At 39.6% G+C, this 21,975-nt stretch carries 18 protein-coding genes and 1 pseudogene; all 19 read right to left on the bottom strand.

Annotated features, from left to right (window positions below; translation table 11 throughout):
* Positions 1 to 40: 40 nt before the first annotated feature.
* Positions 41 to 1,678, bottom strand: a complete 1,638-nt coding sequence (locus tag HMPREF1151_RS05860) for a VWA-like domain-containing protein (RefSeq protein WP_009661409.1) — start codon at positions 1,676 to 1,678, stop codon at positions 41 to 43.
* A gap of 30 nt (positions 1,679 to 1,708) precedes the next feature.
* Positions 1,709 to 2,800: an AAA family ATPase gene (locus HMPREF1151_RS05855; RefSeq protein ID WP_009661396.1), complete on the bottom strand. Its 1,092-nt coding sequence runs from the start codon at positions 2,798 to 2,800 to the stop codon at positions 1,709 to 1,711.
* A gap of 16 nt (positions 2,801 to 2,816) precedes the next feature.
* The gene (locus HMPREF1151_RS05850) at positions 2,817 to 3,623 is read right to left on the bottom strand and encodes a hypothetical protein (RefSeq protein WP_009661402.1); all 807 of its coding nucleotides are present in this window, start codon (positions 3,621 to 3,623) and stop codon (positions 2,817 to 2,819) included.
* 113 nt (positions 3,624 to 3,736) lie between these two features.
* Positions 3,737 to 4,387: a TrkA family potassium uptake protein gene (locus HMPREF1151_RS05845; RefSeq protein ID WP_009661413.1), complete on the bottom strand. Its 651-nt coding sequence runs from the start codon at positions 4,385 to 4,387 to the stop codon at positions 3,737 to 3,739.
* A 34-nt stretch (positions 4,388 to 4,421) separates the two neighbouring features.
* Positions 4,422 to 5,783, bottom strand: coding sequence for a TrkH family potassium uptake protein (locus tag HMPREF1151_RS05840; RefSeq protein WP_038141401.1), 1,362 nt, complete (start codon positions 5,781 to 5,783; stop codon positions 4,422 to 4,424).
* 10 nt (positions 5,784 to 5,793) lie between these two features.
* Positions 5,794 to 6,810: a carbohydrate kinase family protein gene (locus HMPREF1151_RS05835; protein WP_009661411.1), complete on the bottom strand. Its 1,017-nt coding sequence runs from the start codon at positions 6,808 to 6,810 to the stop codon at positions 5,794 to 5,796.
* A 200-nt stretch (positions 6,811 to 7,010) separates the two neighbouring features.
* Complete coding sequence (gene hutW / locus HMPREF1151_RS05830; protein ID WP_009661414.1) at positions 7,011 to 8,651, bottom strand: heme anaerobic degradation radical SAM methyltransferase ChuW/HutW; 1,641 nt, start codon at positions 8,649 to 8,651, stop codon at positions 7,011 to 7,013.
* A gap of 19 nt (positions 8,652 to 8,670) precedes the next feature.
* Positions 8,671 to 9,189, bottom strand: coding sequence for a flavodoxin family protein (locus tag HMPREF1151_RS05825; protein WP_005381906.1), 519 nt, complete (start codon positions 9,187 to 9,189; stop codon positions 8,671 to 8,673).
* A gap of 25 nt (positions 9,190 to 9,214) precedes the next feature.
* The gene (locus HMPREF1151_RS05820; protein ID WP_009661401.1) at positions 9,215 to 10,012 is read right to left on the bottom strand and encodes a hypothetical protein; all 798 of its coding nucleotides are present in this window, start codon (positions 10,010 to 10,012) and stop codon (positions 9,215 to 9,217) included.
* A gap of 2 nt (positions 10,013 to 10,014) precedes the next feature.
* Positions 10,015 to 10,422 (bottom strand): biopolymer transporter ExbD, encoded by a 408-nt coding sequence (locus HMPREF1151_RS05815; protein ID WP_005381857.1) that lies wholly within the window; start codon positions 10,420 to 10,422, stop codon positions 10,015 to 10,017.
* A 2-nt stretch (positions 10,423 to 10,424) separates the two neighbouring features.
* The gene (locus HMPREF1151_RS05810) at positions 10,425 to 11,042 is read right to left on the bottom strand and encodes a MotA/TolQ/ExbB proton channel family protein (RefSeq protein WP_009661405.1); all 618 of its coding nucleotides are present in this window, start codon (positions 11,040 to 11,042) and stop codon (positions 10,425 to 10,427) included.
* A 36-nt stretch (positions 11,043 to 11,078) separates the two neighbouring features.
* Positions 11,079 to 16,145, bottom strand: a pseudogene (locus tag HMPREF1151_RS05805) (TonB-dependent receptor domain-containing protein).
* Between the two features lie 199 nt (positions 16,146 to 16,344).
* Complete coding sequence (locus tag HMPREF1151_RS05800; protein WP_038141398.1) at positions 16,345 to 17,235, bottom strand: AraC family transcriptional regulator; 891 nt, start codon at positions 17,233 to 17,235, stop codon at positions 16,345 to 16,347.
* A gap of 206 nt (positions 17,236 to 17,441) precedes the next feature.
* Positions 17,442 to 17,840 carry a YbaN family protein gene (locus HMPREF1151_RS05795; protein WP_009661400.1) on the bottom strand — a complete coding sequence of 133 codons (399 nt, stop codon included), beginning with the start codon at positions 17,838 to 17,840 and terminating at the stop codon, positions 17,442 to 17,444.
* Positions 17,840 to 19,207, bottom strand: coding sequence for a PTS ascorbate transporter subunit IIC (locus HMPREF1151_RS05790; RefSeq protein ID WP_005381862.1), 1,368 nt, complete (start codon positions 19,205 to 19,207; stop codon positions 17,840 to 17,842). Before HMPREF1151_RS05790 ends, HMPREF1151_RS05795 begins: the two co-directional genes overlap by 1 nt.
* A gap of 21 nt (positions 19,208 to 19,228) precedes the next feature.
* Positions 19,229 to 19,504, bottom strand: coding sequence for a PTS sugar transporter subunit IIB (locus tag HMPREF1151_RS05785; protein ID WP_005381928.1), 276 nt, complete (start codon positions 19,502 to 19,504; stop codon positions 19,229 to 19,231).
* A 15-nt stretch (positions 19,505 to 19,519) separates the two neighbouring features.
* Entirely contained in the window at positions 19,520 to 19,975 is a 456-nt protein-coding gene (locus HMPREF1151_RS05780; protein ID WP_005381934.1) for a PTS sugar transporter subunit IIA, read from the bottom strand.
* A 204-nt stretch (positions 19,976 to 20,179) separates the two neighbouring features.
* Complete coding sequence (locus HMPREF1151_RS09795; protein WP_005382859.1) at positions 20,180 to 20,362, bottom strand: hypothetical protein; 183 nt, start codon at positions 20,360 to 20,362, stop codon at positions 20,180 to 20,182.
* 100 nt (positions 20,363 to 20,462) lie between these two features.
* A complete protein-coding gene (locus HMPREF1151_RS05775) occupies positions 20,463 to 21,932 on the bottom strand; it encodes a [FeFe] hydrogenase, group A (RefSeq protein ID WP_009661403.1) in 1,470 nt (489 codons plus the stop codon).
* Positions 21,933 to 21,975 lie beyond the last annotated feature (43 nt).

Here is a 21,975-nt window from a genome sequence, read left to right as displayed (position 1 = left end):
CCCCCTGCCGTATTAAAGAACAAAGATTGTTAAGTAATGATTACTCCTGATTCGCCATGGAAAACCCCGACCTACTGCTCATTCTCACGAATTCGTCAATGTCTTGTGTTTCGTCAACGGCTACATAGCCCATTTCACGAACTATGCCGTGCGGATTATACAAGGATAATTTAGGTTCAGAGCCCGTAAGGACCCAAAGTACTTTGTAGCCTTTTGGCGCTTCGCGAAGGCGGTCTTCGCCTTTCCCATCCGTAAAGTATACGAGTAAATCTACGTGATGTTGATTAGCTAGAGAAAATACAGGTGAAAAGGCTGTTGATCCACGCACATCGAGTCGTGGTTTTACATCTTTCACAGTTTCCATTGTATAGGTACGACGTACTTCGTTATCACATTCTACAATGGTAATACGATGATTATAGGCATGTACGATTTGTAATACTTGTTCTAAAGCATTGGTAAATTCCGCATCTGTAATGCTACCGCTCATATCGAGGGCTACCCACACATTTGCCTTATGTTGACGTAATGTGCCAGATAATTCCAGACGCTCAGGTTGACGACGATTGCGACGCATCGTCGTTTTTTTATGTCCACTAGCCACCTTGCCCATCAACTTTTTAAGATAAAAATACCATGGCAAGGATCGGCGCGTCTTTTGGAATGTATCGATAAGGCTTTTTACATAACCCTCCATATCCCCTTTTGATGCTTCGTTGATATAGCGTTCCGTAATTTTATCCATCGTCTCTGTATCGATAGCATCGGACTCATCCCAAATATCATGGCTTGAATCAGCATTAAACTCCATTGCTATGATTTGACTGGAATCCTCGACAGCCATAAAAAGATCTGGTTTTTCCTGCATCGCCTTATCAATGGCCTTTGCATAATATTCTAAAGTACGGAATCGCTTTAGTAAAAGACCATATCTTGCATTTACATTGGCAACGGTTATAGCATCGCGGTCTACATGTTCTAAATAATCGTTTACAACCATGTCCATAGCCATGTGAACAGCTTTTTTATTAAACCGTTGACTAAGTTCTTTGACCCGCATCAAATGAGCGGATATAACATGTAATATTTCTCGCTTAATACCATCTTTCATAACATCCGGCGGTTGTCGTAACATAATGAAAGGATTCACATATAGCACATAGCCACCGTGTTTGAGGTTAACACCAAAAGCGCTGGTCATATCTAAGCGTACACGATGTGTCATTTGTAGATAAAAATAGCCAAAGAACTGATCCTCGTCAAGCAATAAACTATTTACATCATGCAAGATATGCCATAACCGTTGTTCATAGCCATCGGCTAGTACGTGTTGTGTCAACACATCGAGATCTGTGCCTTCACCCTCATACAGTTCCGTTAATCCCTTGCCTATCGTGCCAATATGACTATCCGACATATTGTGATTTACCATATCTACAGCAATATCTTCTGCCTGTTGTTTATGCACTGGATGTTCATCTACATACGCTTGATAACGTGCGTATAGTTGCTCATACAATGCATCCGCATCACGAGCAATCTGATTACGCTTTCTATGCCAGCGATCGAGTTCCTTGATAGCCTCTTCATCGTAGCGTCCAGTCTTCTCCCATCCGTCTATATGAGTAAGCAGGTCAGACGCATCCCGAATATCGTCTTTATCTAAATTTCGATTCATAATTTCTACCTGTCATATGCACTTTCACAATTAACGATTGGCTTCAAAAAACGTTTCAATAAAGAGCTCATCCTCAATAGCATAGCTATACACATGAGCATATGCGTTACGTAAATCTTTCATAACAGCAATGCGCAAATCACCTGGATACAATGTGATGAACTCAATAAAGTAATGAACTTCTTCGGCATTACTATTACGATTCAAACGATACAACATATTTTTCGCAGAAACATAGAGGCGAGTAGGACTTTCACCATTAACACGTTCTTGCAAGGACATAATGGCACCCGGTTTATGCACAGCCTCTAACACATCATCAAAGGAAATCAATGGCTCTTGTTCAGTTTCAACGAAATTAACAAAGGCCTCCGCAATGAGTTTACCCACATTACCACGGATAACATTTTGGAATACTTCACGGCTATAACCACCTTCCTTATAGATACCATAAATATGAGATATCCGTTCAAAGGAACGCGGTGTCGCATCGATGTCATCTTCATGACGTTGATTTAAATAATCTGGATAAGAGGAGATAAATTCCACCACCTTATCTTCAATGCCTACAGAAATAGCCCAGTCAATCCACTGCATATAATCCGCTTCCATATAAAGCCATACGAAACGGTTTTGTTGGGCTGGATCCATATCAATCGTTTGGTAGTCAAAGGAATCCTCTGGGTTCATAGCCGCAATGATGCGCACATCATCGCTCAAAGCAAATCCATTGATTTCTCGGTTCAAAATTAAGTTCATCAATTCTTGTTGCACCGCATGCTCTGCACGATTAATTTCATCGATAAATAGCAATACATGACGACCTGCATTAACAGCTCGTGACACATGTTCTAATGTATGATGAACAGCATACACGGTGGTCTTTATTTCTTTAACCGCCCCATTACTATCTTTATGAGATACAGTTTCCACCGTAGGCAAACCGCCTATTTCGCCTTCTTTTAAAAGATTACCATCAATGGTGACGAGTTCCCAATCATGAGACTCTGCTACGCGCGCTGCTAGCGATGTTTTACCAATCCCCGTTTCACCGACGAGCAATGGTACTTGATTAGCGGCTAGTACCAATTCCACACTAGCCATTGTATCTGTAAAATTCATTATGACTCCTTCTTAATTAATATAGTAAATACTGATCAATAGCAATTTTCTTTGCCTCTATAGATCCGTATACATCAACTAATGACAATATATCGATGGGCCATGTTGATTGGCGTCCACCAATGGCAGGATTGCTTACGAGTTCTCGCACATAGCGATCTTCTACAGCAGGATTTGCAATCATTTCAGTTATAATTTGTCGAACCATATCGACAGTCAAGCCTATTTGTTTCGGTACATACCCAAGTATCAATGTAGAAACCTTCAATAGCTCTACCACTGTATCTAAATCTAGGTTCGTAATTTGACGCATAGCCTGCGGATCTTGTAACACGGCGGCTTTCAAAATGTCCAATGTCGGATTCTGGATATAGCGCAATGATAAATAATTAGATTTTACAGCAGCCATTTGAACCCGCTCTGATGGATTGGCAATATATTGCAATGCATCATATTGTGTTTCTACAGCCCTTAACTGTAATTCCTCTGATGGATTTGTAATATATCGAATGGCCCAGCCCGATTGGTCTAAGGCAATGCGAACCACATCATCTGATGGATGTTGAATATACTCAAGTACCGCCCAATCTTGTTTGACTAATGAAATCAATAATTCGTCACTTGGATTGTCCACATATTGAATGGCCCGTGGCGACTGTGCTAACGCAGTTTCAATCACTCGATCAGTAGGATTTTTAATGTACTGTAATAGCATCCCATTCTGTTCCACACAGACTAACTGCATTTCCTCTGTAGGATTAGGGATATTGCGTACGCCATGGGGATTGTTTTTGAGAGCCGTTATATATTGTTCTTCTGTCATACTATCCTTCATTTCTATCTAAAAAGGCCATACGAATACGTACGGCCTATACTGAATTCTATTCCTATTGTATCATAATTTTTCGATATAATTATATCTGTTTCGTATACTTACTACACTGTTAATGAATCTAAATCAGAATTATTCCCAATAACTAATAATTTATCATCTTCACCGAGGATGGTAATTGGGTTTGGTGGAACTTCTAAATCCTCACCGCGTCTTATGCCTACTGCATTAAGATTATATTTCTCACGCAAATTGGAATCTTTCAAACATGTGCCAACCATAAATGAAGGCATTTTTATTTCTATAAGACTAATATTTTTGGATAGTTGTAAATAATCCATCACATGGTCTCTAGTTAAAAATTGTACAAGACGTAATGCCATATCATATTCAGGGTAAATCACTTGATCTACACCTATTTTATGAAGCATTTTACCTTGTATATTATTTTCAGCCTTGGCCACAATTTTAGGTGCGTCTAACTCTTTAAGAAGCATAGCTGTCATTAGATTAGCTTGAAGATTTCCACCTATAGCCACAATAACCATATCAAACTGGCTTAGCGCCAATGCTTTGATTGCCTCTTCATCGGTTGTATCTGCAACTATAGCATGTGTTATAAATGGTGAAATTTTCTGTACAACTTCTGGATCAATATCTACACCTAATACCTCATGATCCATGGAAGCTAACATCTTGGCAACAGTGCCACCAAATTGACCAAGACCTATTACTGCTATCGTTTTATGTTTCATATATGCCCCCTTTTATATTCAATCTAATCTGTTTTTATAACAATACACGCTCTTCTGCATAGCTAATTGGTTTAGTCGGTGCCGTTCTTAACGCCCAAGTACCAATAACAGTCATAACCCCAACACGGCCCGTAAACATGACAAGCATCAACACCCATTTACTACTTTCAGATAAATCAGGTGTAATCCCCGTCGAAAGACCTACGGTCCCAAAGGCAGAGGTTACCTCAAAAAGTATTCGAATAAAGTTATACGGCTCATCCCAAGCTAAATAGCAAGTAGCAAGCAAAACAAGAAGGATGGATAAAAAGATTATCCCATTTGCCTTAAGGACAGTAACCAACGAAATACGACGTTCAAAAACCTCTGTATCAGAACGGTTATTAAATAATGTACGCGATGCTAGAAAAGCGACAGCAATAGTACTAATTTTAACACCTCCTCCTGTGGAGTTAGGACCTGCCCCGATAAACATAAAAATGATGGTAATAAACAGAGTTATGGGATGTAAATCATTATAATCTACAGTTGCAAGACCTGCCGTACGAGGGGTAATCGATTGAAATAGAGCAGCCATGACCTTATTCCATATAGGTAAAGGACCAAAAGTTTTGGGATTCGCCCACTCAACTCCCAAGAAAATAATAGTCCCTAAAAGGATGAGCACCGTTGTGCCAACTAACATTATTTTTGTGTGTAGTTTTAAATCTACAAAACGTCGTAGCTTGCGATGCGACCAAATATCAAAGGTTGCGAGATATCCGAAACCACCTATTACAATAAGGGCCATTGTATTTATATTAAATAATACATCGCCCACCATGGCATAAGGTAGATTATTATCAAAGAATATAAACCCTGCATTACAAAAGGTCGAGATGGATTGCATGATTCCCGTATATAATGCAGCATCACCAATATAAGGATATAGCTGAATGGTATAGAGAATACCACCAATAATTTCGGCACAAAAGGTATAAATAGTTAGCTTTTTCGTAATGTGTAAAAGCCCTTTCATTCCATCTTGCCCTACATCCTCAGATAAAAGCACGCGATTTTTTAGACCTACCCGTCGCCCTAATACTAGAGCGATAATAGTGGTAAAGGAAACAATCCCCAAACCACCTAATTGGATAAGGATTACCATGACGATTTTGCCAAACAAGGACCAATGATAATAGGTATCTACTGTCGCCAATCCTGTTACAGAAACGCAAGATACTGCGGTAAAAGCTGCATCTACAAGCGCTGTACTATGGCCTTGAGCATTTGATAGGGGCAACATGAGCAATATCGTCCCTATAGTCATAACAGCCAAAAAGCTAAGAGCTAATAGACGATAAGGATTATGTTGCATATATTGCTGAACTTGATTTTTTGAAGTATTTTTCCACATAACCATAATCCTATCCTATAAGCGCCTTGATATCTTCTAAACTCGGCAATGGACTGCGGCCGCCAATTCCTTGCGTATTAAGAGCTGCTACAGCAGAAGCAAAAGTAGCCGCTTTTTCTAAGTCCTCGTGCGCACAACTATGGAGTAAATCGATAGCATTTAAGGACTGGCTCGTTTCATTCATAGTTGATGTGTTAGTACCATCTGCTATTTTGCAAAGTGTTTTTGTAAGCATATACAAAAAAGCACCATGGAAGCTATCCCCAGCCCCCGTTGTATCTACTACAGTAGCTTGAGAAAATGGTTCACATCGATAAGATGTTCCATCAGGCCATACAAAATAACTACCGTTAGCACCATCGGTAACACCTGCTATGAAGGCTCCTCGTTCATGAATGATACGACAAGCATCTTCTAAATTAGTTGTGCCTGTATATTTTTCAGCATAGTCTCGAGCTACGATAACGATGTGACTGGCTTCTGTAATAGGCTTCATATCTTCATCGTAGCGTTGAGCACCACCATCTAAAGAAATAATAGTGCCTACCTCTTTTGCAACGGCCATAGCAGAGCGCATGAGTTTGCGATGTCTACCATTGATATGCAAAATATAGGCAGATTCTATGAGTTGTTTATGAGCCTCTAAGAACTCAGGCTCAGTTGCAGTAGATCGTTCAAAAAATACAGCCCGTTCCCCTGTCTTCTGTTTCACAAGAATCGTTGCAGTTCCACTCTTAGCATCCGCATCAACTTGGATGCCCTCTGTATTGACATTATATTTATGAAAGTCCTCTAGAATATAGCGTCCAACCATATCATCCCCAATACGGTCAATCATTACCGTCCGAGATCCATATTTACCAGCCGTGGCTAGTGCAGTCGCTACTGGACCGCCGCCATCTGTAGTAGACGAGACGGCCTGTTGCACCTCACGCCCCGTTGGAAAATGATCAACTACGATGAATCGATCTAAGGTACTAGCCCCAATACCAACTATATCTATCACTTCGTTAGGAAATGCATTCATACTAACCTCCTAATACCTTGTATAACTATATGTACAGAATACATTCCGAAACATAAAAAGTAAACCCTAGGCCACGATATATTCTCGTTAAACTGAATAGTCCAGTTTAAAGAATAGATCGTAATCTAGGGTTTTAATACTAAGATAAAACGTACCTGTCAATGTTTGTAGTTATTTATATGAGAGGTTGTTAGTGATAATTAGGACATCATACGTTCCATCATGTATTCAATTTCATCAGCGCTCAAATTCGCCATAGCTTGAATCATGCGATTTGCTGATTCACCAGAGGCACCACTCTTAGCGATTTCTTCTTTCGCTTTTGTCATGAGTGCTTCTTTGCGTTGCGCTTCTGTCTGTTCATCGGTTGGTACCGAAATATTAGCCTTACCTTGACCAATACCACGTATCTCTTGATTAGGATTTTCTTTAGATGTAGTCTTTGTATCTTGGGCCACTACGGATTCTAAGGCAAAGGAGTTTTTGCCCGTTATAATATATTCCATAGCCTCTAATGTACTTTGCGTAATATTTACAGTCCAGAATTCACCAGCTGATGTCAATTTATACAATAAGCCATTATACGAAACTAGGCCTCGTTTCTCCCATAGTTTATACAACCAATTCAATTCATCTAAACGAGAATCCATAGCCACTAATGTATTGATATCCAAGTAGCCTTGTTCCAATTGGCTTACTACTTGGTTTACAAATGGTTGTAAATCACTTTGCTTCATAAGTGCCATAAATGGTTTTTCGCCACGGCTTACCATATCTTCATATGGTTTAAGCGCACGATGTAACATCATCCCATAACCATCAACATTACCCCCTGCACCACTGCCGAATGGGAACATCGGTACACCTGCTTTAGCTAAGATATTGTATAAACTACGTTCACGATTATTAGCACTCCAGTGTGCGGCACTCAATCTTCGATAGGCACGAGCCTCTAAATAGGTACGTCCAAATTCAAACATATCCCCTTGCATAGACGTTGTGGCTGCTGGTGGCACCTTACCGCTCGCAATATCGCGGTTTAGATCACTACCATCGAATACATTCAATTGATATAGGTCAGCACCATCTACACCAGAACTTACTAAGTCGGCTAAGTCTTGTTCCCAAACATCCATTGTTTGACCAGGTAAACCATAGATTAAGTCGATAACAACAGAACATTGACCATAGGCCTTTAGAGCCGCTAACCGTTCAAGTACAGTTTCTTTTGTATCCAAACGTCCTACCATTTGGCGCACCTTAGTATTAAACGACTGGATACCGATAGACATACGGTTAACTCCATTATTCATCCATACTTCAAGATTTTCAGGAATCAAATCATGAATGCGACCTTCTAGGGTAAGCTCATAATCATTAGCTAGTGGTAAGTATTCTTTAATCGCTTTTAACAAGCGCTCAGAGTTTGCTGGAGATAAGGATGTCGGTGTGCCACCGCCAATGAATACAGCGTGGATAAGACCATCCTTTAAGCGCGGACTTTCACTAGCCAGCTTAAGTTCCCCAATGAGGCCATCAATATAGTTATCTTCAATACTTTGACTTGTACCATTTTGGAAGAACCCACAGTACGTACATTTTGTCTTGCAGAATGGAATATGTATATAAGCACACTGCATTTGCCCCCTCTTAGGAGCACCACGCATTACAGTATCCCATACAGATTGTGATTCCTTCGGTGAAATTAAAGTCCCATTAAGGCCTGCGTGAACAACGCGCTTATGAGGAAAGGCGCCACTCATAGGATTATCACAGGCCAATCCTAGTTGCAGATTCCGTTGTTTTTCTGGAATCGATTCGAAAAAACTCGCTAAACTCATACGTTCCCCCTTTCACTCATTAGCCTTGCAACTTTGCCAGCACTGATTTAGCAAATTCTTTCGCATTTGCAAAATCTTGTTCATCAGGATGCGTTTCTGCCGCCTTATGCAATGCATCACGTTCAGGGCTTTGTCCATGAGCAGATCCTGGTGGGAACATTTTGTACATCATCTCAATAACCTTAGGGTCGATTTTACCTTGGCATACAAAACCATCTACAAGAGATTCTTTATTAGGCAATAAGGCAGATGCCTTTTCAATACTTTCACGAGCATGATCAGAATCGGCATACATACCTAGTGTAGCAAAGAATACTACATGTTTATTTGTAAGGGTTTCAATCAACTTAGCCGCTTCTTTATTAGCTGTGCCACGATCTACCCAGAAACCTACAAATACCGTATCGTAATCCGCTAGATTAGTAGGTGCCTCTTTTACCGGTACACAAGGTGTACCCTCAGGCATAACAGAAGCTATCGCCTCTGCTACGCTTTTCGTATTTCCTGTGAGGGAAGAATATAAAATAATAGTCCCCATGTTAGTCTCCTTACATTATGTATAATTAATCATCGTCATCTGTACCTTCGGATAAATCAAATCGTACGGGAACAGTTACAGGTTGAATGTCGCCTGTTTGATTTGGATAGGGTAATGCACGATTTACTGCAGCCATAGCCTCTTCTCTCAACAATGGATCATCGCCTGAGCTAACATATTGTTCAACCGCATTACCATTTGTATCAATACGTACAAATACATAAATTGTTTCATGAACTTCTCTATGTTGACGAATGTATTGTTGAGGAATTACCTTTTGATTGTTTACTGCATTATAAAAGCCTTGTTCATCAAAAGCGACATGAGCTCGACCATGACCACCGCCAGAGCCTTTGCCCGAACCAGAGCCTTCGCCTTCGCCCTGTCCACCACCAACGCCCGTTCCTGTACCAGTGCCATGGCCGCCACCTTCACCACCGCCAGAGCCTGGACCATTACCGGCACCGCCGCTTTCACCAGATGCATTTGATGTATTTTCACTACCCTTACTTGGGACATCTACCGCATCAGGAATATCCGTCGCTGTAGATGGTTCTACATTCGCTACTACAGCCTTTGTTCTTGCCGCCACTTCATCTGCAGACAATGGTTTTGGGAATAGAGATGACCTATCACCGCCGCCACCACCAGCGTGACCACTACCGCCATCATCGAGCACACTTTGAGTGAGATCGACTTCATAGGTTTCTTGCTCTTGAATAGCAGGAACGACTACGAAAAAGATAACGGCAATAAATAGAATGATTAGATGAACTACGGCGGATATTATGGCTGCTTTTTTCCATGATATGCCTAATCCCATAGTTATCCTTTCTGTTCTGCTGCAATAGCTAAGCGTTTAACGCCAGCTTGTTTAAGCATGTCCATAATTGCCACTACTTGTCCGTGAGCAGAGCGTTTATCCGCTTGTAATATAACGCTAGCATTCGGATTTTGTGCAATTCGTTCTTTTACCATTGCCTCGGCCGCATCAATGCTCATTGGGACATTATCAATTGTTATGTGACCTTCTGCATCTAATGTAAGCACCACCGGTAATTGAGCTGGTGCAGATGCGGTTGTTGCCTGTGGCAACTGTACAGACAAAGCCTTTTGAGCTATTGTTTGTAAGCTATTCATCATGAAGAACACCAATAGGAAGAATATGATATCAATCATAGGGATAATCATGAATTCAGGCTTGGATTTCATACGAAAACTTTGTAAATTCATAGTTATTTCCACCCTTCTCGTTTTGCAGTAATGATGTTAACACACATATTTTCAATTTGATTGATAATAGAGTCTAAACGATGGCTAAAGAAGGTATACACAATTAAAGCCATGATGGCTACACATAAGCCAGACGCCGTTGCGATAAGGGCTTCCCCTACACCACCAGTAATAGCAGATGCACCCGCACCAGCATCGAGGATACTAAAGGAACCAATCATACCTGTTACAGTACCAAGTAGGCCCAACAATGGGGAAATTGTAACGGTTGCACTTAAGTAATCCATATATTTTCTGAAGCCTACTGCATCAACCCCCATTTGATCAGAGAATGCCGTTTTCATACCTTCTTCAGTAGCGCCGTTTTTCAAACCAGCTTCAGCAATACGACTTGCAATGGATGGATTTTCTTTGATTACCTTTTCTATTTCATCCCATTTTTGCAATTTTGCATACTCATTAACCGCATGAGTCACCATATAGGTTTTTCCTGCATATTTACGATAATAGAAAGAGCGTTCTACAGCGATTGCAATGACCATAAGAGACAAGAATAATAATGGATACATTACATATCCGCCACTATGAAACAAGTGAATGACATAATTTAGATTTTCCATACTAATAAACCTTTCTGTCTGTTTACAGACTGTACATTAGAACCGGTAGGTTCCTTGAATTCTTGCATAATCGCCTAACTTAAAGCTTTCATTACCATATAAAGTATCTCGTTTATTTGTGCCCTTAGCATCGAATGTATAGAATGCTTCAAGGAGTAAATTCTTGCGCGGTACATACCCAGCGCCGAATGTAAAGCTGCGAATACCATCGAGGTAACGATCCGGTACAGCACCTGTACCATTACCGCCAAGGAATGAGCCATGAGCGAAGTATTTATAATCTATAAACGCATTCCATGATTTAGGAATATCGATATCAGCACGACCAATGTCGAGGCGAGCCATCCAGAAATGAGGTGTACCGCCCATTTGGTGACCTTTCACAGTAAAGTCTGCGGTTCCACGTTCATGGTCATATACAGTATTACCGTTCATATAACGTCCAAATTTCGATCTATTTTGACCATAATCTACAGTAAGTACTGCGCTTTCACCGATTTGGTATTTAGCGCCAATACCAAATACATTCGCTATATTGGAGAAGCTTTGTTCATCATTACCATGACCATTGGCATTTAAAAATGTACGTTTACTACCATTAAAGGAACGTAAGTACCATGCTTGTAAACCAAGACGGTCGCCAATTTGTTTCTTCACTTGAACAAACGCTGCCGTTTCAATAGGTGGAATTGTATCTTTTTCAAGAACAATGCCTTCGGTTTGAATGATGTTACCAATGATTTTACCAATTGCTTCACGTGGTAATTTGTTTTCAGACTCTGCATCATGTACAACCTTTTCAAGATTATACATATAGTTGAACAATGCATTTGGCATGCCCCAACCATAGTCAGAACTACCTTCACCATAATCATTGGAGGACATTGTAAAGTTCTTTTTGTAAATCGCATCTTTAGCATCATAATCACTAAATACATAACTACCACTATCGTATTTATATGTTTTAGCACCTAAGTAACCAGTGAACTCATAATCACTAGCTGGTTGTCCATAGTAATCATAAGATTGTTTGAACGTGCCATCTGGCTGTTTAACCCAAACCACATCAAGCTCACTATTGTTATAGTTGCTCCAGTTATCTGTAGCATTATATTTAGCAATTTCTGCTACGGATTGATTGATTTCGTCACTATGTTTTTCAACATAGGCTTTAGGATTTACTAAAGCCTCTTTATTATCAGTAGATACGATAAGACCTTTAGCCTTTTCTTTTAAGTATTCAGGGTATAAAGAAGAGTTCACATTATACATAATGTCCCCGGTCTTATAGAGTTTTTCCCCTGTATTCTTATTAGTGATTTCATACATTGCATAACCACCAGATGGAATATCGAGGGAGAATTTCTTCTCAGCCATATCTGTAGGGTATGCCTTTGTAAGAATATCTTGTAAGCGGCTCATCACTTGAGCTTGTTTTTGTTGTGTTTCTGCGAGCTTAGCATTTGCCTTTTCAATCTCTTGATCGCGATTCGGATTGCTCCAACTTAGATTTAATGTAGCTTTATAAGCTTCATATTCATCTTGTAATCCTTTTAGCTGTTGATAGAAGTAAATTGTATCTACCTTACCTTTATAAGTAGATTCATAAATACCTGTTGGGCTGTCTGGTGCTGGTGCATCCTCAGTGGATTTGCTTTCACCATCAGACCCAGTTTTTGTAGCATTATTAATATCATAAGGATACTCATCACGATTAATACCAATTAACTCTGCTGCTGTTGGAGGTCTAGTAATCACTTCATGTACCACATGAGTATACGCTGAATCACTAATACCCGTGCTATGTTTAAAGTTACCTACCCCAATGCGAACTTGCGTATCATTACCAGTCCATACGCCACGAACCCCATCATAGGATTGACCAAACCAGTATCCACTAGCCCCCATAGGTTCGTTTAAACGACCCACAGAAACATCCCATTTCTTGACATGTCTTGTAAGATCAACCGTATCAAGACGTTGATGATTGAAACCTTTTGACTCCGATTTAGTCCAACTTGTATCAACGCCGCTCATACCGGTCATGCTACCGATAACGGAGAGATTTGTGAATGGGTTGATGCGAGCATCAAGACCAAGACGAATGCGTTGTTCAAAACTATGGCGATTAGAATCGTACATATTCGCTTTCGCAGAACCGATGGCTGAATTAGAGCGGAATGGAGATTGTGGACGATTGGTGCCGTCGTGAGACATCCAGCGTGCACGATAATCTCCGATAAATGTGACGCCACGTTCCTTAGTCGTATCAAAATCAGGACGAATAAAGTCAGTTAGTTTAACAACTTCGGATATATTTTGTACGCCTGCTTCATTACCAGCCGCTACATTAGTTACGCTACCATTTGCATCAATAGCTTTATTACTATCTTTTCCGATTGGCGTAGTCTTAGCATCGCCACCACCAAACTTAAGATTAACGCCGATACGATATACCCGTTCTTGCGTTGCTCGGTCATCATCGCGATGATTAAAGATATTATTAATCCCAAAGTACATCATGGCATTCTTGTTAAATCGTTTTTGGACCATCAAATTCCAAATGCCAAATGTTTTCTTTTGGTAAACTTGCTTTTTGTACACACCTGCATCACCGGATAAAATATCTGGCCAGTAATTACCACCATTGTTCAATGTGTTACTATCCAGCATATTGATATAGTAATCACCCCAAATGGAGCCATTCCAACCAGTTTTTGGATTGTCATAGGTTACACCAATATCTACCTTGTGCACTGGTTTATCCAATAATTGCCGAGGCATCGTTGGATCGCTCTTATTAATAGCATGCAAATAGGTATATCCTAATTTACCAGACCAATATTTACCAAATTTTTGTTGTACTTCCGCTTGAAGGCCTGTGATTTCAGCCATACCAATGTTTTTAAAGCTGTAAATCATATCTGGGGCACGTTGGTATTTTGCATCCCCTTTCAAATATGGTGCAAAATCTTGGAATTCTCCTGTAAAGTAAACCGACATATAGTTTTTGATGCGGTTATGGAATATACCAACACGAGCATAGGTGTTTTTGTTTTCACCTTCTAAGCTCATATCAATATTGAGCGATTTTTCAGGTTTTAAATTTGGATTCCCCGCCCAATACCAACCGAGTTTTGCTACGCCAATACCTACCGGATTAGACGCATACATTTCCCAGTTATACCACAATTCGCCCATACCAGGTTCTGTATAACCAGTGCCAACATTGGCCTTAAATCGACGATGAGGATTGCCTTTCACATTGTATGTCATCCCCATGGAAGCGGATAAATTGGAACCAAACAAACTACTATTATCTAGTCGAATGATAGGAACAAAGGTAAGGTTCTTATTCACTTGCCAAGTATCGGAGATATAAGCATTCATCTTGCGAATCGTACCTTGACCAGTCGTCAATCGTTGGTCGCGATTACGATACTCTTCTAAGAATGCCTTACCATTCAGTTTTGGCGCTTTTTTACGCATTTCTGGATCACTGGACTCGCCATATTTAAAGTAGTCGCCTACGATATTAGAACGGGTGTTAGCCATGTCTGGATTTTCAGCTTCTAACCGTGATTTTAATGCATTATAACGGTTTCTAAAGTCATCGGATATCGGTTGATTATTAGGAGATGTACTCGACCAAGAGCTAATAGCCCCTTCAGACAATCCATAATTTACATAATCATTGTATGTAATGCCTGGTTTTTGCGCATCCGTTTCAGCACCATAATATTCATAATCCATATCCCATTGTGGCATACCGCTACTGGAGTTTATAAATTTATAATCATGAATATGGGAATAAACCTTAACACTGTTATCCCCTTTTTTACGCACAAGACGATCTAGCTTATCAACAAGCAAGCTCTTATCATATGCCCAAGGATCGATGTACATGGTACTCGTATTTGGGGAACTCTTTAATCGGCTACCAGAACCTTCTTCACGAGCATAGCTAACACCATAACTAAGACGATGTTTATTATTAAGCTGCGTATTTGCATTGAGCCGAACATCTAGTTGACGATGATCGATATTATCGATATATCGTAACTCATTAGAACCTTCATAAGATGATCGTCCCGTATAATTGATAAGTGCTACGTCATCTTCTTTAATGCGGGAATAGTTAGTTTCTACAGTCCAATCGCTTTTTCCTGCTTTAGCATTCCATGAAAGATTAATCGTATTACGATTAGCAGTACGTTTAAAATGTTGTTGTGGTTCTAAATCGGAATCAGAGTGCTTAATATCGCGTACAAGATCTTCTGTATATCGATTTAAACGCATTTCAAATTTATTATTTTTATTAGCCTCATACGTTGCCACAAAGCCAATATCAGAGGCATCACCATAATAGCGAAGCACATTAGGCTTAAAATTATGTTTTGCATAATCAAAGCCCATACCTGATGCACGGCGTTTAACCGATGCAAGGACCGGCATTAAATCCCGTTTACTACCTCATAAGCCAACCTTTAATTTCCCCATCTGCCCCGAATCAGCTCGAATATAAAAGTTTTGGAATGGGAATAAATCGCCATCACTTTTACGACGCATCCCTTCGGCATTTACTTGCAATGTTGGTTTCTTAAGAGCCTTCTTAGTGATGATATTAACGACACCACCCACCGCATCAGAACCATATTTAGCACTCGCTGCACCTTGAATAACCTCGATGCGTTCTACATTTTCGGCACCTAACCGTTGTACTTCGTCCGCTGCGCCAGAATACTTATCAAAATCCCCCAATACTGGTTGACCATCCACAAGAATCAATGTATGACGAGCCTCTGCACCGCGAATAGATACACCTACACGTCCCATGGCATCAACGGTTCTAGATACACCCGTTTGGGTAAATATAATATCTTCGACGGACTTCGCCTGCTTCTTCTCAATCTCTTTTTTGGTAATGATTTGCACTTGCTGTGGATTTAATTTTGCTTCTTCCTCTGCCCATGTGCCTTGTACATGAACTACATCTGTCGTAACAGCTGCATTATCCGCTAAAACGACGAGGGGTGCATTTAGCCATAATGCAACCGCACTAGATAGGACTAAATAGCGCTTTGTACGGCTCCACCGATTCATTGTTTCCTCCTCTTATAATCTCACTCAACTATATGCATCATTAAAATTAGTAATAAAAAATACACTTTACTAACAACAATGACATTGAAAATCATTTACATTTAATATGTTAGCAAAGTGTATTATGTATATCTACTCCGAAAAGACCAAAATTATACGATTTTGATACTTTTATTAGATACAGTTAAACAATATGTAATTATACTCTACGATAATCACTCGGTGTCATACCGACAAAGTCCTTAAAGGTACTTGTAAATTTACTACCGTTTTCATAACCTACGGCATTGGCAATTTGTAAGATGGATTCATCCGTTTCATGTAGTAAACGTTTTGCTTCATTAAGACGGCACTCTTTGATGAATTGATGAATTGTCACACCATATACGCCCTTAAAGCAACGTTTTAAGGTTGATGCAGGAACATCAAAATCACGGGATAGATCATCAATGGTTATACGTTTGACGAAATTCTTAGACAAATATTTACCTACTGCTTTTACAATATCTACCTGTTGCTTTCGGTAGCTACCTCGTTTTTCATGGGATTCTGTAGAGATTACAGATAATAATAAAAATATTTCTACAATCTTTAGTTTAAAATAATGAGCTCTAATGGGATCTGGCACATTATATAAACTGGAAAAAATTTGGCGAACCGACTCTGTTTCCTCCATCATCATACCAAAGTCTGTATTTTCACAAAATCGATTGGCTATGGCAGTCAAATCAATTGGTGTATCAGCTACTAAGGTATCTAATACATGCTGTGCTCGTGCTACATCTACTAATAGAACAATTCCCTTAAACGATTTTGTAGGGAAGTAATTTTCATGTTGATAGTCGGCCCGAATATGCCATCCTAACGACATATCTCCTGGTCCCATATACAAGTATTCTCCAGATGCAAACTTGCATTCAATACGTCCCTCTTCACAATGATTAATTGCGAAGGTCTTTGTATGAGATTTGGCGAAAAATTGAATCGTTTCGCGCTTTACATCAAGGAATAGCAAATCAATACCGTCAAATACGGTATGTCTAGCCATGCATACTCCCGATTGTAATTTCATATGAGCATGTGGATTCATAGTATCACCATATATATAAATATTATAAACAATACATTAATAGTAAGCACTTTGAGATTAATTGTCAAATTCAATTTTGTAATAATTCATGTAATCTTTATTAAAATACATACAAAATATTCATTTACTCTATATAATGGAATCTGCTAGTACAAAAAAATCCCTCGTATTAAAGTATTCTCTAATACGAGGGATTTAGTATATAGCTAACTATTTTTTGTTTTAACAATAAATAACAATGCTATAACATGAGCAATCCATACAATTGCCATAATAATAAGGGCAACAGGAATATTCCTAGAAAAATAAGCACCTATTAACATGATTGTAGTTACAGAAGCTAAAATGGACAACTTTGTCCGCAACGTCAATGCTTTATCGCGTTCATACGCACCAACTGTCTTTTTATATAATTGGGACTCCAAAAACATTCTGTGAAAGCGTTCAGATCCACGCGCTAAACAAAATAAGGTAAGCATATAAAAAGGAACTGTTGGCAATATTGGTAATACGATACCTGCTGTACCAAGGCAAAAACTGATAGCACCAATAGTCAAGAATATATATCGAATTACTACATTACTATGTTGCTCAGTTGTTTTCATTACTCCTCTTCTACGTAATTAATAACTTTCCCTTTTGTTTTAATGAAATTCGGAATAATAAGAACAAGGGCTGCAATAACAACAACGCCATAAATACCAGCCATGCCAATCCATTCAAAGGCATTACCTAATACGAGGCCTATTACAGCAAAGTCTGCATCACCAAATGTTGTGTTTTGGAAACCTAATTGGCCAAGAACTGGCAATGCTAGTGCTGGCAAGAATGTGATAGCCAAACCATTAAGGAATGCACCTACAGCTGCACCACGGCGACCACCGGTAGCATTACCATAGATACCTGCTGTTGCACCGCAGAAGAAGTGAGGTACAAGACCAGGAATGATGAGTACGCCACCTACAGCACCGAGAATAAGCATACCAATGATACCGCCGATAAAGGAGCTAATAAAGCCTAATACAACGGCTGTTGGCGCATAGGTAAAGAATACAGCACAGTCTACCGCTGGAATTGCATTAGGAATGATTTTTGTAGCAATACCTTGGAATGCTGGAATCAAGTCCCCCAAGATCATACGAACGCCAGAATATACGATAGCTACACCTACAGCAAAGTTCATAGCGCTCATAACTGCAAATAGGTATGGGCTCATAGAACCGGATAAGGTTGCTACGAATTCAGAACCCGCTGCAATAGCTGCGATTAAATAGAATACTATCATGGTCAATGCCGTAGATAACGTGGAGTCACGCAAGAAGCCCCATTTTTCAGGAATCTCAATATCTTCTGTACTTTCTTCTGCCTTACCTACGTATTTTGCCACCCATGCAGATAGATAGTAACCTAAACTACCAAAGTGGCCCAATGCAATTTCATCGCCATCGGTAACTTTAGAAGTATAGCTTTGACCGATAGCTGGAGAAATAGCGGACCAAGCGCCCATTAAGAAGCCACCAACAAGAATCAATTCAATACCAGATAAACCTGCAGTACCAAGCACGGCAGACATTAAGCAAGCCATAAATAAACTGTGGTGACCTGTAAGGAATACATACTTAAATTTGGTGAAACGAGCAATTAATAAGTTCATCAATAAGCCTACAACGAGGATAGACATCGTTTCAACACCAAGCACCTTTTGTGCTACCGCTACGATAGCTTCATTATTTGGCACAACACCGGTAATATGGAATCCGTGTTCAATCATTTTTCCAAGTGGATCAAGATTGCTAACGATAACACCTGCACCAGCAGCAAGCATTAAATAGCCGAGAATCGGTTTTAATGTACCAGTCATAATCTTATGAAATGGTCGTTTCAAAGCGATTAAACCAACGCAGGACATAATACCAATCAACAACGCTGGCTGACTCAATACATCTCGTAAGAATTCTAATATCATTTCCATAGAATTATCTCCCTCTATGAATTACTTAGCGATTTGTTGTAATCGTTCCAAAATATCTTCTTTAATTTTCTTTTTATTAATATAACTACGTACAATAGCTACATCCTTGTCTTCAAATTGTTCTGCTAATTCCTTTACAGTAACAATTAAATCGGCCTTGCGACCTTGAGCCGCATTAAAATCGATTGATTCTACTTGCGCTTCGATATTATTTTCAGCACAAATTTCTTCAATTTTCATTTTTAGCATCAAACTAGAACCGATGCCATTACCACATACAGTTAAAATGGAAATCATAGTTTACCTCCAAAATTACGCTTCATCAAGATGTTCCGATAAAAAAGCTTGTACATCTTCAATACTTTCAAAATTTACCGCTGCATCAAGAAATTCTTCATCTTCAAAGAGCGTCGCAATATCTGTAAGCAATTGAATGTGTTCTTCCTTATTCGGTGCACATAAAAATACCGCTACTGATACAGGATCATTTTCTGGGCTACCAAAATCGATAGGCTTTTCTAACGTTACCAGAGCCGTACCTACTTGCTTAGCCCCCATCTCTGGACGCGCATGAGGCATAGCAAGACCCGGTGCCAATACGATGTACGGCCCCATGTCACGAACTACATCAATCATAGCCTCTGTGTATGTAGGTTCTGTAAAACCAGCATCGACCATGAGCTGACCACCGTGACGAATTACATCTTCCCATGTCTCAGCAGGATAATGAAACGATACATTATCCTCTGATAATAAATCTTGTAACAAGCTAACACCTCCTATACTTACAACTTGTATACTCATATTATAACTAGGTATAGTTAAAATGCCTATACCTTATGTATTTATTTACAAAAAAAAGTTAGACCCCAAAAGGGTCTAACTTTCGCTTATTCACATGGCATATATAAGAGTTGCTATTATTGGAAGAGTACAAAAAAGATATTTTATATACATACACCATGTCAATATTTAGTTATTCAAGTACTCCAAGTGTTGCTTATTAGATGCATCTGTACGCGTTCTAATAGCCTCTACTAATGGTTTCAGGATTTGATATTCCTCGTCTGTCAAACGGAATGAGCGACATTCGCGTTTGTACATACGAGGTCTACGACCAGAACCTTCTCTCTGTCCGCCCCATGTCATTAACATATACCTCTCTCTAAGGACCATTATATTATTGTCTCTCACAATAATTAGTATATGCTATTTTATGCGGTTTTTCAAGATTTTTATTCAAATTTATAAACAATTAATTATTTGCTTCTGCAGCCGCTTTTGCAGCTTCTACTGCTTTTTTCAAATTAGGTACAGACGTTGGACATGTAGCAGGTGTACATGCACCATTAGGACCTAAATCTTCAGAGCGGTTTACAAATGTAGTATGCAACATATGATGTGCTTTGTGGCTCATAGGTTTGCCATCAAAGAATTCAGCATATAATTTTTGGATATCTGGATTATCACAAGCCGCTTTCACTTGTACCTCTGCATCACGAGTATACAAGGACGCAATACGAGCTTCACGAGCCTTATCAGCCATTGGTAATTTAACGCGTGGTTGACCACCACCACCGATACAGCCGCCGCGGCAAGCCATAACTTCGATGAAATCGTAATGGATGTTTTCTGCGCGCATGCGTTCAATGAATTTACGCAAGTTGCCAGTACCATGAACAGCCGCTACATGTAATGTTTTATCACCAATCACAACATCTGCTTCACGAGCACCGTCCATACCGCGAATTGCTTCGAATGGGATCAATGTTTGAGGTGCATCTTCACCAGTTGCTAATTTGTAAGCCGCACGCATAGCCGCTTCCATAACACCACCAGTATTACCGAAGATGATACCACCACCAGATGCTTCACCCATCAATGGATCAAATGCAGAATCTTCTAATTCATCAAAGTTGATTTCTTCTGCACGTAACCATTTTGCAAGTTCACGTGTAGTAATACAGTAGTCTGTATCGCGCATTTCTGGTACATCCCAGTATTCAGCAGAGGAATTCATTTCGTCGCGACGAATTTCGAATTTCTTAGCTGTACAAGGTGTTACTGCAACAGCAACGATTTGTTTTGCATCAAGGCCCATTTTTTCAGCAAAATATGTTTTTTGTGTAGGCGCTTGCATTGCAATTGGACTCTTAGCAGTAGACAAGTTTGGCAAGAATTCTGGATAGAATGTTTCAGCAAACTTAACCCAAGCAGGGCAACAAGATGTGAATTGAGGCAATACCGCATCACTATTGATAACGCGTTCCAACAATTCAGATGCTTCCTCCATGATAGTCATGTCAGCACCAAAGTTTGTATCTAAAATATAGTCGCCACCCAATTTACGAAGAGCCGCTACCATTTTACCTTCTACGAATGTACCTGCATCAAGGCCAAACTCTTCACCTAAGCCAACACGTACAGCTGGTGCAGTTTGGAAAACGACAATTTTATTAGGGTCAGCAATAGCTGCTTTTACTTCATCAATTTCAGAACGTTCATTGATGGAATCGAATGGACAAATAGATGCACATTGACCGCAATGAATACAAATTGGATGATCCCCATTAGTTGTTAAATCATAATAATCAAATACGCCCATGTCTACAGCACAAGCTTTACGACATAAGGAGCAGTTTTTACATTTGGATAAATCTTGTACTAATGCAATATTGCCGTCTTCAATTGGTACACGACGATCTAAAAATTGGTACTTACTCATGTTTCCTCCTACTTAGGTAACGTTGTTATCGTTAATCGATGAA

Source organism: Veillonella sp. ACP1, from assembly GCF_000286635.1.
Taxonomy (GTDB): Bacteria; Bacillota; Negativicutes; order Veillonellales; family Veillonellaceae; genus Veillonella; species Veillonella atypica.
Note: the sequence above shows the minus strand (reverse complement) of the source record. Positions and strands in the feature narration are given on the sequence as shown.

What these genes read in the sequence shown, in the direction of transcription:
- hutW (WP_009661414.1), bottom strand. Translation starts at nt 8,651, where the DNA reads ATGAGTTTAGCGAGTTTTTTCGAATCGATTCCAGAAAAACAACGGAAT.
- HMPREF1151_RS05840 (WP_038141401.1), bottom strand. Translation starts at nt 5,783, where the DNA reads ATGTGGAAAAATACTTCAAAAAATCAAGTTCAGCAATATATGCAACAT.
- HMPREF1151_RS05860 (WP_009661409.1), bottom strand. Translation starts at nt 1,678, where the DNA reads ATGAATCGAAATTTAGATAAAGACGATATTCGGGATGCGTCTGACCTG.
- HMPREF1151_RS09795 (WP_005382859.1), bottom strand. Translation starts at nt 20,362, where the DNA reads ATGTTAATGACATGGGGCGGACAGAGAGAAGGTTCTGGTCGTAGACCT.
- HMPREF1151_RS05825 (WP_005381906.1), bottom strand. Translation starts at nt 9,189, where the DNA reads ATGGGGACTATTATTTTATATTCTTCCCTCACAGGAAATACGAAAAGC.
- HMPREF1151_RS05855 (WP_009661396.1), bottom strand. Translation starts at nt 2,800, where the DNA reads ATGAATTTTACAGATACAATGGCTAGTGTGGAATTGGTACTAGCCGCT.
- HMPREF1151_RS05815 (WP_005381857.1), bottom strand. Translation starts at nt 10,422, where the DNA reads ATGAATTTACAAAGTTTTCGTATGAAATCCAAGCCTGAATTCATGATT.
- HMPREF1151_RS05785 (WP_005381928.1), bottom strand. Translation starts at nt 19,504, where the DNA reads ATGATTTCCATTTTAACTGTATGTGGTAATGGCATCGGTTCTAGTTTG.
- HMPREF1151_RS05850 (WP_009661402.1), bottom strand. Translation starts at nt 3,623, where the DNA reads ATGACAGAAGAACAATATATAACGGCTCTCAAAAACAATCCCCATGGC.
- HMPREF1151_RS05790 (WP_005381862.1), bottom strand. Translation starts at nt 19,207, where the DNA reads ATGGAAATGATATTAGAATTCTTACGAGATGTATTGAGTCAGCCAGCG.
- HMPREF1151_RS05820 (WP_009661401.1), bottom strand. Translation starts at nt 10,012, where the DNA reads ATGGGATTAGGCATATCATGGAAAAAAGCAGCCATAATATCCGCCGTA.
- HMPREF1151_RS05795 (WP_009661400.1), bottom strand. Translation starts at nt 17,840, where the DNA reads ATGAAAACAACTGAGCAACATAGTAATGTAGTAATTCGATATATATTC.
- HMPREF1151_RS05775 (WP_009661403.1), bottom strand. Translation starts at nt 21,932, where the DNA reads ATGAGTAAGTACCAATTTTTAGATCGTCGTGTACCAATTGAAGACGGC.
- HMPREF1151_RS05845 (WP_009661413.1), bottom strand. Translation starts at nt 4,387, where the DNA reads ATGAAACATAAAACGATAGCAGTAATAGGTCTTGGTCAATTTGGTGGC.
- HMPREF1151_RS05810 (WP_009661405.1), bottom strand. Translation starts at nt 11,042, where the DNA reads ATGGAAAATCTAAATTATGTCATTCACTTGTTTCATAGTGGCGGATAT.
- HMPREF1151_RS05835 (WP_009661411.1), bottom strand. Translation starts at nt 6,810, where the DNA reads ATGAATGCATTTCCTAACGAAGTGATAGATATAGTTGGTATTGGGGCT.
- HMPREF1151_RS05800 (WP_038141398.1), bottom strand. Translation starts at nt 17,235, where the DNA reads ATGAATCCACATGCTCATATGAAATTACAATCGGGAGTATGCATGGCT.